This is a genomic window from Citrobacter sp. GW821-FHT07H02, assembly GCF_059418505.1.
The window spans coordinates 98115-112145 of record NZ_JBWKPZ010000001.1; the positions used below are offsets into that span (position 1 = coordinate 98115).

Below are 14031 nucleotides of genomic sequence, written 5' to 3' on the forward strand. Positions count from 1 at the left end.
AAATGAAGATAGCAACGATGAAAACGGGCCTGGCTTCACTGGCGCTGCTGCCAGGTCTGGCGATGGCGGCTCCTGCGGTCGCCGACAAAGCCGATAATGCCTTTATGATGATTTGTACCGCGCTGGTGCTGTTCATGACGATCCCCGGCATTGCCCTGTTCTACGGTGGTTTGATTCGTGGAAAGAACGTGCTGTCAATGCTCACCCAGGTCACCGTGACGTTTGCGCTGGTCTGTATTTTATGGGTTGTTTACGGCTATTCGCTGGCCTTTGGCGAAGGCAATAATTTCTTCGGTAACTTCCACTGGACGATGCTGAAGAATATTGAACTCACGGCGGTGATGGGCAGTTTCTATCAGTATATTCACGTTGCGTTCCAGGGGTCGTTCGCCTGTATCACTGTTGGGCTTATCGTGGGGGCATTGGCTGAGCGTATTCGTTTTTCCGCGGTGCTGATTTTCGTAGTAGTCTGGCTGACGCTTTCCTACATTCCTATTGCGCACATGGTGTGGGGCGGCGGTTTGCTGGCATCGCATGGCGCGCTGGATTTCGCGGGCGGCACCGTGGTGCATATTAACGCGGCGATTGCCGGTCTGGTTGGCGCCTATCTGATTGGCAAACGCGTCGGTTTTGGCAAAGAGGCGTTTAAACCGCATAACCTGCCGATGGTCTTTACCGGCACGGCGATCCTGTATGTTGGCTGGTTCGGTTTTAACGCCGGTTCCGCCAGTGCGGCGAATGAGATTGCGGCGCTGGCTTTCGTCAACACCGTGGTGGCAACGGCGGCGGCGATCCTCGGATGGATATTTGGCGAATGGGCGCTGCGCGGTAAACCGTCTCTGCTGGGGGCCTGTTCTGGCGCGATTGCCGGTCTGGTTGGCGTCACGCCTGCCTGTGGCTACATCGGTGTCGGCGGCGCGTTAATTATTGGCGTTGTGGCGGGTCTGGCGGGATTATGGGGCGTGACCATGCTTAAACGCCTGCTGCGCGTTGACGATCCTTGCGATGTGTTCGGCGTTCACGGCGTATGCGGTATCGTCGGGTGTATCCTGACTGGGGTCTTCGCGTCTGACTCGCTCGGCGGCGTGGGCTTTGCCGAAGGCGTCACGATGGGGCATCAGGTGCTGGTCCAGTTAGAAAGTATTGGCATTACAATCCTCTGGTCCGGCGTGGTCGCGTTTATCGGTTACAAACTGGCGGATTTAACCGTGGGGCTGCGCGTACCGGAAGAACAAGAGCGCGAGGGGCTGGATGTGAACAGTCACGGCGAGAATGCCTATAACGCGTAACGCAGATTGCCCGGTGGCGCTGTCGCTTACCGGGCCGACAAAAAGCCGGATAAGCGTCAACGGCATCCGGCTTTTTTCAATTGTGATTACGCATGACCCCTTCCTGCACGGTAGACGCGACCAGCACGCCGTCCTGCGTGTAAAACTCACCGCGCACAAAGCCGCGGGCGCTGGAAGCAGAGGTGCTCTCTACGCTGTACAGCAGCCATTCATTCATATTGAACGGACGATGGAACCACATGGAATGATCGATGGTGGCAATCTGGATGCTTTTTTCGAGAAAACCAATACCGTAAGGCTGCAACGCCACGGGCAGGAAATTAAGATCGGAGGCATAGCCCAGCAAATACTGATGCGCGCGGAGGCTGTCAGGCATCGTGCCGTTTGCGCGGATCCAGACCTGACGCGTTGGCTCCGAAACATGGCCTTTTAGCGGATTATGAAATTCGACCGGACGAATCTCTAAGGGACGATCGCAGAGAAATTTCTCTTTTAACATCGGCGGCAGCAAATGCGCCACTGAGCGGGCAATTTCGGTTTCCGATTTCAGAGATTCCGGCCCTGGTGCGGCAGGCATTTTTTTCTGGTGCTCAAATCCCTCTTCCTGGCCCTGGAAAGAGGCGGTCATGTAAAAGATGGGCTTTCCGTTCTGGATTGCGGCCACCCGGCGGGCGCTAAAACTGTTGCCATCACGCAGCACTTCAACATCGTAAATAATCGGTTTCTGACTATCACCCGGGCGTAAGAAATAGCTGTGGAAAGAGTGTACATGGCGCTCTTCGGCGACGGTTTCCTTGGCGGCACACAGCGCCTGGCCGACAACCTGTCCACCAAAAACCTGACGTAACCCCAGGTCTTCACTTTGTCCCCGAAAGAGTCCTTCTTCAATTTTTTCAAGATTTAACAATGTCAGCAGATTTTTCAGTGCCAGACTCATACTTACTCTCCAGGTAATGACGGCGCCGCAGCGAGATAGCCACAGTATAACGCAATTTTAAAAGTGGTCCGATGGGTGCAATAGTCTGAATAACTGACTTATTTCAGGAAAAAATAGGTAATTTGTGCCAAACTTAATCACGTTATGTTTTTGTTAACCGTGCTCTGTCGAGGAAAAAACCGCGCCGGAGCACGGGTGAGAAGGAGAATTTAATGAAACTTGTGCACATGGTCAGTGGTTTAGCGATGGCGGTTGCTCTGGCGGCCTGCGCAGACAAAAGCGCAGATGTCCAGACACCCGCGCCAAACCCAAGCACTTCTGGTGTGGCTGCGAAGCCTGCTATTCAGCAACCCTCGGTTTCAGGTACCGTCTGGATCCGTCAGAAAGTGGCTCTGCCACCGGATGCTGTATTAACCGTGACACTGTCGGATGCCTCACTGGCTGATGCGCCGTCGAAAGTGTTGTCGCAGCAGGCGGTCCGTACTGAAGGCAAACAGGCGCCGTTTAGCTTCGTTCTCCCATTCAACCCGGCAGATGTACAGCCAAACGCCCGGATCCTGCTGAGTGCAGCGATCACCGTTAATGACAAACTGGTATTCATTACTGATACCGTGCAGGAAGTGATTAATCGGGGTGGGACCAAGGCCGATCTGACGCTGGTTCCGGTCCAGCAAACGGCAGTGCCGGTGCAGGCTGGCAGTGGGGCGATAGCAACGCCACCTACAGATTACTGATCTGAAATAAACCCTCTTCGACACGGAGAGGGTTAATACACCCAGCGGTATCGTTGTAAATCGATCTGCCCGCTCCCTGAAACCATCACCCCTTCCGACAATAAAGCCTGGCGTTGACGCTGAAGATCTGGACCGGTCAGCGAGATCGCGCCGTGGCGGTTAACGACCCTGTGCCAGGGGAGAGTGCTGCCTTCCGGCAACCGTTTTAACACGCCGCCGACCTGGCGAGCGGCACGGGGTGAACCCGCGAGCCGTGCGACATCACCGTAAGTGGTCACAAATCCTTCGGGAATAGAGGCGACAATTTGCCAGACGCGTTGGGGGAAAGAGTCTTGTATATCCATGGTGTATTCCTGCGCTAATCTTTCAGCATAATCCTCAATAGAGGCGGAGTGAAGCCTCATTGCGCAAGAAAGCAGCATCCGATGCAGGATCGGTTGCATTTACCGGGGACAGCAGTGATAATGCGCCTGCGCGTTGGTTAACAACGCTCTCAATGGGGGCTCTGTTGGTTCTCCCGCAACGCTACTCTGTTTACCAGGTCAGATCCGGAAGGAAGCAGCCAGAGCAGACGACGTGTGTGCCGGGATGTAGCTGGCAGGGCCCCCACCCAATTCTGCCGTCCGGCACATCAAATAATCTTACGTATTTTTCCCACACCGGTTTGAAAACGCAACCCGTCCCACAGGGGCTGTAACGTGCTGAATGCTGCGCGTAATGTGTCGTCCGGGTGGGTAAATGGCATCCGCAAGAAGCGATCGAAGGCGCCTGCCAGACCAAAGCGGGTGCCCGTGCCGAGCTGAATACCTGCGCTTTCGGCATGCGTAGCGAACTGGGTGGCTAAAGTATCAGGCAATTCCACCCAAAAAGAGAGTCCTCCCGCAGGCTGGGAAAACGTCCATTCCGGAAAGTGTGTACGCATCAGTTCACCGCATAACGCGCGCCGTCTGGCCAGTTGTTGCCGTCGTTCAGGAAGAAAGGTTCCGGCGTTTTCAATCAGCCAGGCGGTCGCCAGTTGTTCCAGCACGGGTGAACCCAGGTCGAACGTATCACGGGTTTGCACCAGCGCGGCAATGGTGCGTGACGATGCGCGAACCCAGCCCAGACGCAGTCCTCCCCAGAAACTCTTACCTGCTGACCCCAGCATAATAATGGGCGCATCGGCGTTGTAGCAGGGGAGCGGCGGTGGTGGAGGGGCATCAAACCAAAGATTCACCATCGTTTCATCCACCACCAGGGTTGTGCGTGTTCTGGCGGCAATATCCGCCACTATCTGGCGTGTCGCGTCATCCATACAGCGCCCGGTTGGGTTATGAAAATCCGGCATCAGATAGGCCATTCTGGGCGACGTTTGCGCAATAGTGGCGACCAGACCGGCGGTGTCCCATCCATGCTCAGGTAAAGAGACACCTACTGGACGACACGACGCGCCCTGAATAGCCGCGATGGCGAGCGGGTAGGTGGGGTGATCCACAACGACGCGGTCACCAGGTCCTGTCAGCAGACGCAGGATTAACGCCAGGCCACTCACCGCGCCATTGACGACCATTATCTCATCCGGGTGGGTGGGCAACCCTCGTTCGCAGTAGTGCCCGGCAATGGTTTCACGTAACGACAATAATCCCTGCGGCAAATAGCCCGAACTCAGCAGATGCTGGGGCATTGCACACAGCGCCTGGTGGTAGGCCTGGTGAATCTCCGGACCGGCACTCAGTGCGGCGGTGGACAGATCCAGCGCCATGCTGGTACTGGTGCGGGTAGGCACCCGGTGGATATGTTCTGGCAGGATGACACGCGAGCCACTCCCCTGACGGCTTTCCAGATAGCCTTCTTCACGCAGTTGCGCCAGCGCGCTGGCAATGGTGGTTCGGCTCACGTCCAGCACGGCGGCCAGTTCGCGCTCGCCGGGAAGACGGCTATCAAGTGCCAGACGACCATCCAGAATGAGCAGACGCAGCGCACTCGCAAGCTGGCGCCAGAGAGGGATACGTGAAGCGGTTTCCTGCCAGTGTCCGAGCAAGCGCTGCAGAGATTGGCTTCCATGACGGCGAGATGACATAACAGTCCACTTTTTGAAAACTGGACATTAATCATAGTGCCAATTACAGAGAAGATGAACGATATCTGGCGAGGAGGGGGAATTATGCTGCGTCGATTGGTTCAATTGTATCTGGGGCTGGCGCTTTACGGTGTTTCAACCGCCATGTTTGTGCGCGCGGATTTAGGTGCCGACCCCTGGAATGTCTTTCATCTCGGGGTGGCGAATCTGCTGTCGATGAACATCGGTATTGTGATGATTGGTGTTGGCGTTCTGGTCTTGCTGTTATGGATACCCCTGCGACAACGTCCAGGGCTTGGAACATTGAGCAACGTTATTGTCATCGGCCTGGCGGCAGATGCCGCCCTGGCGATCCTGCCGGGATTTGAATCTCTGCTCGTGCGCACGGTTTTGTTAGTTTCTGCGGTGATCGTCAATGCGCTGGCAACCAGTATGTATATTGGCGCAGGCTTTGGCGCCGGTCCGCGTGACGGCCTGATGACAGGGATTCATGCGCGCACCGGTTGGCCCGTGCGCACTATTCGTACGGCGATTGAAGTTTCCGTCTTGTTGAGCGGCTGGCTCCTTGGGGGCGCATTGGGTGTCGGAACCGTGCTGTATGCGCTGGCGATTGGACCGTTGATCCAGATTTGCCTGCCTTGGTTTCGTTATTCTCCAGCGGCGCGCATTCCGCTGCGCAATGCTTCTACGGCACAGTATCGCAATGGCGACTAAACTTAACTGCGACTGACGCGGCCAGAATTGTCTTGCCGTGCAGTAACACTTCGGAGGTTTATCTCATGAAGTATGTTGATGGTTTTGTGGTTGCCGTGCCTGCCGAAAACAAGGAGGCCTACGTAGCAATGGCGGCAAAAGCTGTCCCGCTCTTTAAGGAGTTTGGGGCATTACGCGTCGTTGAGTGCTGGGCCGATGATGTTCCGGACGGCAAACTGACCGATTTCCGGATGGCGGTGAAAGCAGAAGAGCACGAAGAAGTGGTCTTTAGCTGGATTGAATACCCCTCGAAAGAGGTTCGCGACGCGGCGAATCAAAAGATGATGTCGGATCCACGAATGAAAGAGTTTGGCGAGTCGATGCCGTTTGACGGCAAACGCATGATTTATGGCGGATTCTCTCCCATTCTGGATGACTGATGTGACTGGCTGTGCGGCGTGCCGCCAGCCACCCCGACATCACCGATGTTGTTCAACCCACAGGATAAACTCTGATTTTGGGAGGGCTTTACTGTAGAGCCAACCCTGACCGTATTGCACACCGTGCTCACGCAACCAGCTCTCCTGACGGGGAGTCTCAATACCTTCGGCTACCATCTCCAGCTTGAGGGTTTTTGCCATCTCAATGATGTGCGTCGTGACATTTTTATATTCCAGCGCATCGACAAACGACTTGTCGATTTTGAGGATATCCACTTCCAGATTCTGTAAGTAGCTAAGGCTGGAATAGCCCGTACCAAAATCGTCGATATAGATTGCGTGTCCTGCTTTACGGTATTGGGTAATGATCGGTGCGCAGGTTTTCGGGTCGGCAAACTCGCGTTCTGTCAGTTCCAGCGCGATTTGTGAGGGGGCAACGTGATACCGATTCAGCAGCTTGCTTAAATGCGACGGCAGCGTCTGTGAGGTCAGATCGCTGGACTCAAGGTTGATCGAAATATGCAGTCCGGGATGCTGTTGCAACCATTTCCCCATCTCCTCAAAGACGGTGTCGATAATCAGATGGCTGAGCGATTCTGACAGTCCTGTCTCTTCTGCCAGCGCGATAAAAATGTCTGGCGACAGGTAGCTGCCATCGGTTTGCGGCCAACGCGCCAGCGCTTCTGCGCCGACAACTTTACCGGTTCTTAATGAAACAATAGGCTGGTAGTGGACTTTTATATCACGATTTTGAATGGCATCCTGCAGGCGATGATGGGGCGACTGAATACGGCGCAGAATGCGCAGAATAAACGCGGCGCTCAGTAGACCTATTACAAGACCTACCGGGAGCCAAATAAGGGCCTGACGATACCAGTTTTTTTGCAGCGAAAGCGCGGAAGACCAGGTCACAATAGAAATGCGCATTTCCGGGAAAGGCTGGATATTATAGAGCGTCCCATTATTCTCCATATGCTGGTTCGCGGCTTGCTGCAATTGCTGAATAATCTCGGGTTTGAGGCGATCGCTGCTGGCGATCACGATGTTGTGTGCTTCCCCAATAATGGCCGCATCAATTTGCGAGGAACCAAAAGGGATCACGTCAATGAATGATGCAGGGTCAATCATCACGATGTAGCGATCTGTGCCCAACGCAACCATATAGCGCTTTATCCCTAAATCATTCTGTGCCGTTAGCCATGCACGGTAGCCACCCCGGAAGATTTTGCCAGGTTCAGGCAGTGCGGCGGCGTGGCTTTTTTGCTCCAGCGATGAACAGGCAGGAACATTATTCTCCAGATATAGGACTTCCTGAATGTAGCGGTTGCTATAGGATACCCGGCGCATCGCCAGTAAATGCGCATTGCTGCAAGGCTCGCCCTCGAAGCGCTCCATCTGCTTTAGCGCGAGTTTTCCCTGAGAGGCGACTTTATTTGCACGTAAAGCGACACCTGATGAATAGGTATTCAGCTCTTCAATAAATTTCTGTTCAACCTGACGATGTGCCAGCCAAAGGCTTAATCCAACAGGAACAAGGACAGATAAAATAAGCACACCCGTCACCAGGCCGGCCAGATGTCGTGTCGTCACGTTGCTACCTCTATTAACGAAGCGTAGGCAAAGTATATCTGATCGCGAAAGATCTCCTTTCGTTGATGTCGTTATTCTATGATTTTTTGGGATAACGTGTCTTCCATCGTCAGAAAAAGCGTCATTTTGGTTTAATTCCCCCTGTGTTAGCAAGGTTGAATTGTCGCTGTCGATAAAGTAATGTGATGTTATAACATTATATATGGGGCTGCTATGAAACCTGATATTCATCCTGTTTATCGCACTGTGGTATTCCATGACACCAGCGTGAATGCATATTTTAAAGTCGGTTCGACCATCCGAACTGAACGGGAAATCGAACTGGAGGGCGTGACATACCCGTATGTCACTATTGATGTTTCTTCCAAATCACATCCGTACTACACCGGAAAACAGAAAACGTTCGACAATGAGGGCAGCGCAGCGCGTTTCCAGAAACGTTTTGGGCATTTTATTGGAACAAAGCGGGGATAAGATGAAAGTAGTGAATTCACTTCGCAGTGCAAAGCAACGGCATCCGGATTGCCAGGTCGTCAGACGCAAAGGACGCGTGTATGTGATTTGTAAAACGAATCCGCGTTTTAAAGCGGTACAGGGGCGTAAAAAAAGACGTTAACGGTATTGCCAACATTTCAGGGAACCCGGTGCGCACCAGGGAAGGGGCGCACTTTTTCTGGCAACATGAGGGCTAAGGGGTTGCCTGAGCGCGTGTAAGCGTAAAAATATCGTAGAAAGAGAGTTCACCTTTACGCGATATCATTTTTTGCAGTTGCGCTTTATGGTCGCTGTCTACACGCGGGGAATGGAGAATGGCGGTGATAAGCGTGGGGGGAACAAAGCGTGTGTTATACCACTCACCGTTATAACAAACTCTAAAATCCAGCACGTCGATATCTTCGTAACGGTAGCGTGGCGCGACGTCAAAAAAGAAAAAGCCATTTAACAATACAAACAAGACCACCAGCAACCAGACGGAATCCACCAGAGTTTCGGACTGGAGCATCACGGCCAGCGTGGCAAACCAGGCGATATACATGCCGACAAACAGTCCAGGATGTTTGCGAATGAAGCTAATGCTAAAACGCGGTCTGTTATCGCGCTTTTCACGCGTGTTGAGATCGTCAATGGTTTCGGTAAGCAGGCGTTGTATTTCTGTCATCTTTTGCCTTCGTGATTTCAGCAACATTCAGGGGAACAGCCCATTTTAAAAGGGTGTACCGGATGAAAAAAGTAACAGATTAACCTCAATTTAGCATAACAGTTACATTTCACTTTACAGCGTTTTGATGACGCGAGCCGGATTCCCGCCAACCACCACATTTGCCGGAACGTCTTTAGTCACCACCGCGCCTGACGCAACAACCACATTATCACCGATGGTCACGCCAGGATTAATCACGGCGCGTCCGCCGATCCAGACGTTGTTTCCGATAGTGACGGGTTTTCCCAATTCCCTGCCGCTGTTGCGTTCAGTGGCGTCCAGCGGATGTGTGGCTGTATAGATATGCACACCGGGGGCAAGCATGCAGTTATCGCCGATATGAATGGGGCAGACATCAAGCATCACGCAGTCGAAGTTAGCGTAGAATTCTTTCCCGAGATAAATGTTATAGCCGTAGTCGCAGCGAAACGAGGGTTCGATACAGGCGCCATTTGCGCGCCCCAGTAATTCATTCAGGATTGCCTGACGTTCATGCTTTTCATCAGGCGAGGTGTGATTGTATCGATGGGTTAACTGACGTGCCCGCAGACTGTCTCTGCGTAAGGTCTCGTCTGCCGGGCGATACATCTCGCCAGCAATCATCTTTTGTTTTTCTTCACTCATCACGCGCTCTCCTGTGGTTTGCCTGAATGTCGCAATACAGTAAAACGCAGCACGTCGAAAGGGAACGTTCCCATTAGGCCGGTGTGATCCAGTTCACGTGAATAAACGTAAGAATTAACAGTAAATACGGAAAATTAGCCTGTCTGGCTGCACGCATGTCTTCCCTGAGAAATGCATAACCAATTAACGAATAAATTTCCAGACCGAGGTGGGGATCTTGTCGTAAAGCTTATTCATCGTCAATTCTGCGAGGCGGTGGTCTGCTGCTGAGTAAAATACAGCCAGTTCATTGTCAGATAATTCATATTTATTTTTCTCAATAACACGTTCAAGCGTGTCAATAGTCTGACAGCGTCGCAAGCGCATCAAATAATCAGTTTTAGTTAATGGTTTATCGGACATAAATCTTACCTATGATTGTAATAGTTTTTAACAAGACAAACTAACAGGATTAGCCCTGGTGGCGTTGACAAAACAGCGAAACAGGCGGTTTCCCGATTTTCGCCATTTCTGAAGATCCTGCGCATTAATGCCATAACTGCTGAACAACATAAACGTGTCGTCCAGATATTCATCTATCTGCGCAATCAGCTTATTGTCCTCATTGTACTTAATTTTATAATTAAGTGCGAAGGTTGCAATATGCTCTATCAGCTCATTAAGCTGGAGATTGATCGCCGATGTTGGGTCGTTAACCCAGCCATGGTTACTTTCTTCAAGGTTTGCAAGGCAGTCATGATACAGGGTTTCACAGAGAAACTTAAGCTGTGCGATATCATGTCTTTTGGGTGAGTATTCATCCATAACGCATCCCCTTCTTAGTGGCTTGAACTAACCGAACACCTTCGGGATGGATACAACTTACTGACCTGGAACTTACCCTCTCTCTTGATGATTTAACTATAATCCACTCTAAAAAAGATTTCATCGTCATATTACGAAAAATTACAATTAGGGCGAATTAGGTCACAGCAGCCAATTTTACCCATTTTAGCAGACATATGCGCTGGCGCGGAATGAGGAAAAATCTTTATTACGTTTGCAATTCATCAAGTTACCCCCTTTGGACGTCACAACTTGTGCTAACTGCTTGTCGCAACGTAGAAAGTACCAGGAATAGTCTTAATATTTCTTAATTAATAAGAATATAAAAAATTACCAAACAGTTCAGGAATAGCCTTTGGCAATCTATGGATTATATGCCTTATTTATCCTGGATAAAATAAATGAACTGACAATAAGCGTTTTTTATGAATTTTATCCAATAAAAAGGCCGCTTGCGCGGCCTTTGTTAAGAGGATGAATTAGTGATTCTCTACCGAATGGCTATGTTCAATGTCTTCATTCTTGCGGCTAAAGCGGCGGCGAACCACCACAAAGAAGACCGGCACGAAGAAGATTGCCAGAACGGTTGCGGTAACCATCCCGCCCATTACGCCTGTACCGACGGCGTTCTGCGCGCCGGAGCCTGCGCCGGAGCTGATTACCAGCGGCATAACCCCCAGGATAAACGCCAGAGACGTCATCAGAATGGGGCGTAAACGCATACGAACGGCGTCCAGCGTTGCCTCAATCAGACCTTTACCTTCTTTATCCATTAAGTCTTTGGCGAATTCGACGATCAATATCGCGTTCTTCGCCGACAACCCAATGGTTGTCAACAGGCCTACCTGGAAGTAAACGTCGTTGGTCAGGCCGCGGAAGGTGGCGGCAAGCAATGCACCGATAACACCCAGCGGAACCACCAGCATGACGGAGAACGGAATTGACCAGCTCTCGTACAGCGCTGCCAGACACAAGAACACGACAATCAGTGAAATTGCATACAGGGCAGGGGCCTGGTTGCCTGACAAGCGTTCCTGATAAGACATACCTGTCCAGTCATAACCGATACCGGATGGCAGTTTACTGGCCAGCTGTTCCATCATCGCCATGGCTTCACCGGTACTCTTACCTTCTGCAGCCTGGCCGAGAATTTCCATTGAAGGCAGGCCGTTATAGCGTTCCAGACGCGGTGAACCGTATTCCCAGCGAGAAGTGGAGAAGGCGGAGAACGGTACCATCTGTCCATTGCTACCACGCACATACCAGTTACCAATATCTTCCGGCAACATACGGTATTTGGCTTCAGACATGACGTAAACTTTCTTCACACGACCGCGGTCGATAAAGTCGTTTACGTAGCTTCCGCCCCAAGCTGCGCCAAGCGTTGTATTAATGTCACTGATAGAAACGCCAAGTGCCTGCGCTTTTTCCTGATCGATGTCGATCTTGAATTGCGGCGTATCTTCCAGACCGTTAGGACGTACGCCAACCAACAAATCAGGATGCTTAGCCACTTCGCCAAACAGCTGGTTACGCGCCTGGGTCAGTTTCTCGTGACCTAACCCCGCCTGGTCAATCAGCTGGAAGTCGAAGCCGGTCGCTGTACCCAGTTCAACAATCGCAGGCAGGTTAAAGGCAAATACCATGGCGTCTTTAATCTTCGAAAACGCCCCCATGGCACGACCTGTAATCGCCTCTACCTTGTTCTCTTTACCCGGACGTTGACTCCAGTCTTTCAGAGAGACGAACGCGATACCGGTGTTCTGACCACGACCCGCAAAACCAAAGCCGTTAACGGCAAAGACCGATTCAACGTTGTCTTTTTCTTTGGTCAGATAGTAGTCCGAGACTTCGTCCAGCACCTTCTGCGTACGCTCCTGAGTCGCACCCGCTGGTAGCTGGGCCATCGTCATGAATACGCCCTGGTCTTCATCAGGTAAGAAGGAGCTTGGCAGGCGAACGAACAGGTATGCCATACCAACCACAATGATCAGATAGAGCAGCAGATAACGACCGGTGCTGCGCAGAATGTTGCCTACGCTGTCGGTGTAATGGTTCGTACTCTTATCAAACATGCGGTTAAACCAGCCGAAGAAGCCTTTCTTGCCTTCGCCGTGATCGCCTTTGGCGATAGGTTTGAGCATGGTGGCGCACAGGGCTGGCGTCAGGATCAAGGCCACCAGTACCGACAAGGCCATTGCCGAAACGATGGTGATAGAGAACTGACGATAAATTGCACCGGTGGAGCCGCCAAAGAAGGCCATCGGAATAAATACCGCAGACAGTACCATCGCGATACCGACCAGTGCGCCTTGAATCTGGCTCATGGATTTACGCGTGGCTTCTTTTGGCGGCAGGCCTTCTTCCGCCATAACACGTTCAACGTTCTCGACCACCACGATGGCGTCATCCACCAACAGGCCGATGGCGAGCACCATCCCGAACATCGTTAGGGTGTTTATCGAGAAGCCGAATATCGCGAGGATGGCGAAGGTACCCAACAGGACCACCGGAACAGCAATGGTCGGAATCAGCGTCGCGCGGAAGTTCTGCAGGAACAGATACATTACCAGGAACACGAGGATGATAGCTTCCGCAAGCGTTTTCACCACTTCGTGAATAGAGATCTTCACGAAGGGGGTGGTGTCATACGGGTAAACAATCTTCAGACCCGATGGGAAGAACGGCTCCATCTTTTTCAGTTCGGCACGGATCGCCGCAGCGGTATCCAGCGCGTTTGCGCCGGTCGCCAGTTTGATCCCCAGACCGGAGGCTGGTTTACCGTTGAACTTAGCAATAATGTCGTAGTTCTCGCCACCCAGCTCCACTTTCGCGACGTCACGCAGGCGAACCTGAGAACCATCCTGATTCACTTTCAGCAGAATTTTGCTGAACTCATCGGCGGAGGTCAGACGCGTTTGCGCGATAATTGATGCGTTAAGTTGCTGGCCTTTCACCGGCGGCGTACCACCCAACTGACCGGCAGCAACCTGGGCGTTTTGCGCTTTGATTGCGGTAATCACATCAACCGGCGTCAGCTGGAAGTCGTTCAGTTTGTTCGGGTCCATCCAGATACGCATTGCGTACTGAGAACCGAACAGCTGAACGTCACCCACACCGGACGTACGGCTGATGGCGTCTTTCATGTTGGCACCGACGTAATCCGAGATATCTTCCTGAGTCATGGTGCCGTCAGTGTTAATGACGCCCACGACCATCAGGAAGCTACTGGATGATTTCTCAACGCTAACACCCTGTTGCTGAACTTCCTGAGGAAGTAACGGCATTGCCAGTTGCAGTTTGTTCTGCACCTGAACCTGTGCGATATCCGCATCGGTACCAGACTGGAAGGTTAAGATGATCTGCACGGTACCCGTGGAGTCACTGTTTGAGGACATGTACATCAGGTTATCGATACCGTTCATATTCTGTTCGATAACCTGTGTCACAGTGTCCTGCACTGTTTTGGCATCCGCGCCAGGGTAGGTCGCGGATATCGATACTGCTGGCGGCGCAATCGTAGGATATTGCGCTACTGGCAGCTTGAGGATCGCGAGTCCCCCTGCCAACATGATGATGATGGCGATCACCCACGCAAATATAGGGCGATCGATAAAGAAATTAGGCATGTCTTAACGG

Annotated in this window: 15 protein-coding genes and 1 other RNA gene; 7 read left to right on the forward strand and 9 right to left on the reverse strand. The window is 52.1% G+C overall.

From position 1 onward, the window contains the following. Positions 1–2 precede the first annotated feature (2 nt). Positions 3–1289: an ammonium transporter AmtB gene (gene amtB, locus AC07NP_RS00465; RefSeq protein WP_494659240.1), complete on the forward strand. Its 1287-nt coding sequence runs from the start codon at positions 3–5 to the stop codon at positions 1287–1289. Positions 1290–1365: 76 nt separating this feature from the next. Here amtB and tesB read toward each other — a convergent pair whose 3' ends face one another. Next, positions 1366–2226, reverse strand: a complete 861-nt coding sequence (gene tesB / locus AC07NP_RS00470; RefSeq protein ID WP_494659241.1) for an acyl-CoA thioesterase II — start codon at positions 2224–2226, stop codon at positions 1366–1368. 212 nt (positions 2227–2438) lie between these two features. On the opposite strand from tesB, the gene AC07NP_RS00475 reads away from it, so the two are divergent. Next, a complete protein-coding gene (locus tag AC07NP_RS00475; RefSeq protein ID WP_203358651.1) occupies positions 2439–2960 on the forward strand; it encodes a YbaY family lipoprotein in 522 nt (173 codons plus the stop codon). 32 nt (positions 2961–2992) lie between these two features. Here AC07NP_RS00475 and AC07NP_RS00480 read toward each other — a convergent pair whose 3' ends face one another. After that, entirely contained in the window at positions 2993–3382 is a 390-nt protein-coding gene (locus AC07NP_RS00480; protein ID WP_301696783.1) for an MGMT family protein, read from the reverse strand. An 84-nt stretch (positions 3383–3466) separates the two neighbouring features. Here AC07NP_RS00480 and ffs point away from each other — a divergent pair. Beyond that, positions 3467–3563, forward strand: an RNA gene (gene ffs / locus AC07NP_RS00485) — signal recognition particle sRNA small type. A gap of 28 nt (positions 3564–3591) precedes the next feature. Here ffs and yczR read toward each other — a convergent pair. After that, on the reverse strand, positions 3592–5019 hold the full coding sequence (gene yczR, locus AC07NP_RS00490) for a MocR-like transcription factor YczR (RefSeq protein ID WP_494659242.1): 1428 nt from the start codon (positions 5017–5019) through the stop codon (positions 3592–3594). Between the two features lie 84 nt (positions 5020–5103). On the opposite strand from yczR, the gene yczE reads away from it, so the two are divergent. Further along, positions 5104–5733, forward strand: coding sequence for a membrane protein YczE (gene yczE, locus AC07NP_RS00495; protein ID WP_494659243.1), 630 nt, complete (start codon positions 5104–5106; stop codon positions 5731–5733). Positions 5734–5798: 65 nt separating this feature from the next. Further along, positions 5799–6152, forward strand: coding sequence for a DUF1428 domain-containing protein (locus AC07NP_RS00500; RefSeq protein WP_192611401.1), 354 nt, complete (start codon positions 5799–5801; stop codon positions 6150–6152). A gap of 39 nt (positions 6153–6191) precedes the next feature. On the opposite strand, the gene AC07NP_RS00505 is transcribed toward AC07NP_RS00500, so the two are convergent. Then, positions 6192–7742 (reverse strand): EAL domain-containing protein, encoded by a 1551-nt coding sequence (locus AC07NP_RS00505; protein WP_494659244.1) that lies wholly within the window; start codon positions 7740–7742, stop codon positions 6192–6194. A 213-nt stretch (positions 7743–7955) separates the two neighbouring features. On the opposite strand from AC07NP_RS00505, the gene AC07NP_RS00510 reads away from it, so the two are divergent. Beyond that, a complete protein-coding gene (locus AC07NP_RS00510) occupies positions 7956–8216 on the forward strand; it encodes a type B 50S ribosomal protein L31 (protein WP_494659245.1) in 261 nt (86 codons plus the stop codon). 1 nt (position 8217) lies between these two features. Beyond that, complete coding sequence (gene ykgO / locus AC07NP_RS00515) at positions 8218–8358, forward strand: type B 50S ribosomal protein L36 (protein ID WP_192611404.1); 141 nt, start codon at positions 8218–8220, stop codon at positions 8356–8358. Positions 8359–8430: 72 nt separating this feature from the next. Here the strand turns inward: ykgO and AC07NP_RS00520 are convergent, their stop codons facing one another. The 5 genes from AC07NP_RS00520 to acrB form a co-directional block, all read right to left on the reverse strand. After that, positions 8431–8901 carry a YlaC family protein gene (locus AC07NP_RS00520; protein WP_301696623.1) on the reverse strand — a complete coding sequence of 157 codons (471 nt, stop codon included), beginning with the start codon at positions 8899–8901 and terminating at the stop codon, positions 8431–8433. A 114-nt stretch (positions 8902–9015) separates the two neighbouring features. Beyond that, positions 9016–9567 (reverse strand): maltose O-acetyltransferase, encoded by a 552-nt coding sequence (gene maa / locus AC07NP_RS00525; protein WP_494659246.1) that lies wholly within the window; start codon positions 9565–9567, stop codon positions 9016–9018. 183 nt (positions 9568–9750) lie between these two features. Next, positions 9751–9969 (reverse strand): hemolysin expression-modulating protein Hha, encoded by a 219-nt coding sequence (gene hha, locus AC07NP_RS00530; protein WP_002892050.1) that lies wholly within the window; start codon positions 9967–9969, stop codon positions 9751–9753. A gap of 27 nt (positions 9970–9996) precedes the next feature. Next, positions 9997–10371, reverse strand: coding sequence for an Hha toxicity modulator TomB (gene tomB / locus AC07NP_RS00535; protein WP_012133514.1), 375 nt, complete (start codon positions 10369–10371; stop codon positions 9997–9999). Between the two features lie 500 nt (positions 10372–10871). Next, positions 10872–14021, reverse strand: coding sequence for an efflux RND transporter permease AcrB (gene acrB, locus AC07NP_RS00540; protein WP_203358644.1), 3150 nt, complete (start codon positions 14019–14021; stop codon positions 10872–10874). Positions 14022–14031 lie beyond the last annotated feature (10 nt).

What these genes read in the sequence shown, in the direction of transcription:
- amtB (WP_494659240.1), top strand. Translation starts at nt 3, where the DNA reads ATGAAGATAGCAACGATGAAAACGGGCCTGGCTTCACTGGCGCTGCTG.
- tesB (WP_494659241.1), bottom strand. Translation starts at nt 2,226, where the DNA reads ATGAGTCTGGCACTGAAAAATCTGCTGACATTGTTAAATCTTGAAAAA.
- AC07NP_RS00475 (WP_203358651.1), top strand. Translation starts at nt 2,439, where the DNA reads ATGAAACTTGTGCACATGGTCAGTGGTTTAGCGATGGCGGTTGCTCTG.
- AC07NP_RS00480 (WP_301696783.1), bottom strand. Translation starts at nt 3,382, where the DNA reads ATGCTGCTTTCTTGCGCAATGAGGCTTCACTCCGCCTCTATTGAGGAT.
- yczR (WP_494659242.1), bottom strand. Translation starts at nt 5,019, where the DNA reads ATGTCATCTCGCCGTCATGGAAGCCAATCTCTGCAGCGCTTGCTCGGA.
- yczE (WP_494659243.1), top strand. Translation starts at nt 5,104, where the DNA reads ATGCTGCGTCGATTGGTTCAATTGTATCTGGGGCTGGCGCTTTACGGT.
- AC07NP_RS00500 (WP_192611401.1), top strand. Translation starts at nt 5,799, where the DNA reads ATGAAGTATGTTGATGGTTTTGTGGTTGCCGTGCCTGCCGAAAACAAG.
- AC07NP_RS00510 (WP_494659245.1), top strand. Translation starts at nt 7,956, where the DNA reads ATGAAACCTGATATTCATCCTGTTTATCGCACTGTGGTATTCCATGAC.
- ykgO (WP_192611404.1), top strand. Translation starts at nt 8,218, where the DNA reads ATGAAAGTAGTGAATTCACTTCGCAGTGCAAAGCAACGGCATCCGGAT.
- AC07NP_RS00520 (WP_301696623.1), bottom strand. Translation starts at nt 8,901, where the DNA reads ATGACAGAAATACAACGCCTGCTTACCGAAACCATTGACGATCTCAAC.
- maa (WP_494659246.1), bottom strand. Translation starts at nt 9,567, where the DNA reads ATGAGTGAAGAAAAACAAAAGATGATTGCTGGCGAGATGTATCGCCCG.
- hha (WP_002892050.1), bottom strand. Translation starts at nt 9,969, where the DNA reads ATGTCCGATAAACCATTAACTAAAACTGATTATTTGATGCGCTTGCGA.
- tomB (WP_012133514.1), bottom strand. Translation starts at nt 10,371, where the DNA reads ATGGATGAATACTCACCCAAAAGACATGATATCGCACAGCTTAAGTTT.
- acrB (WP_203358644.1), bottom strand. Translation starts at nt 14,021, where the DNA reads ATGCCTAATTTCTTTATCGATCGCCCTATATTTGCGTGGGTGATCGCC.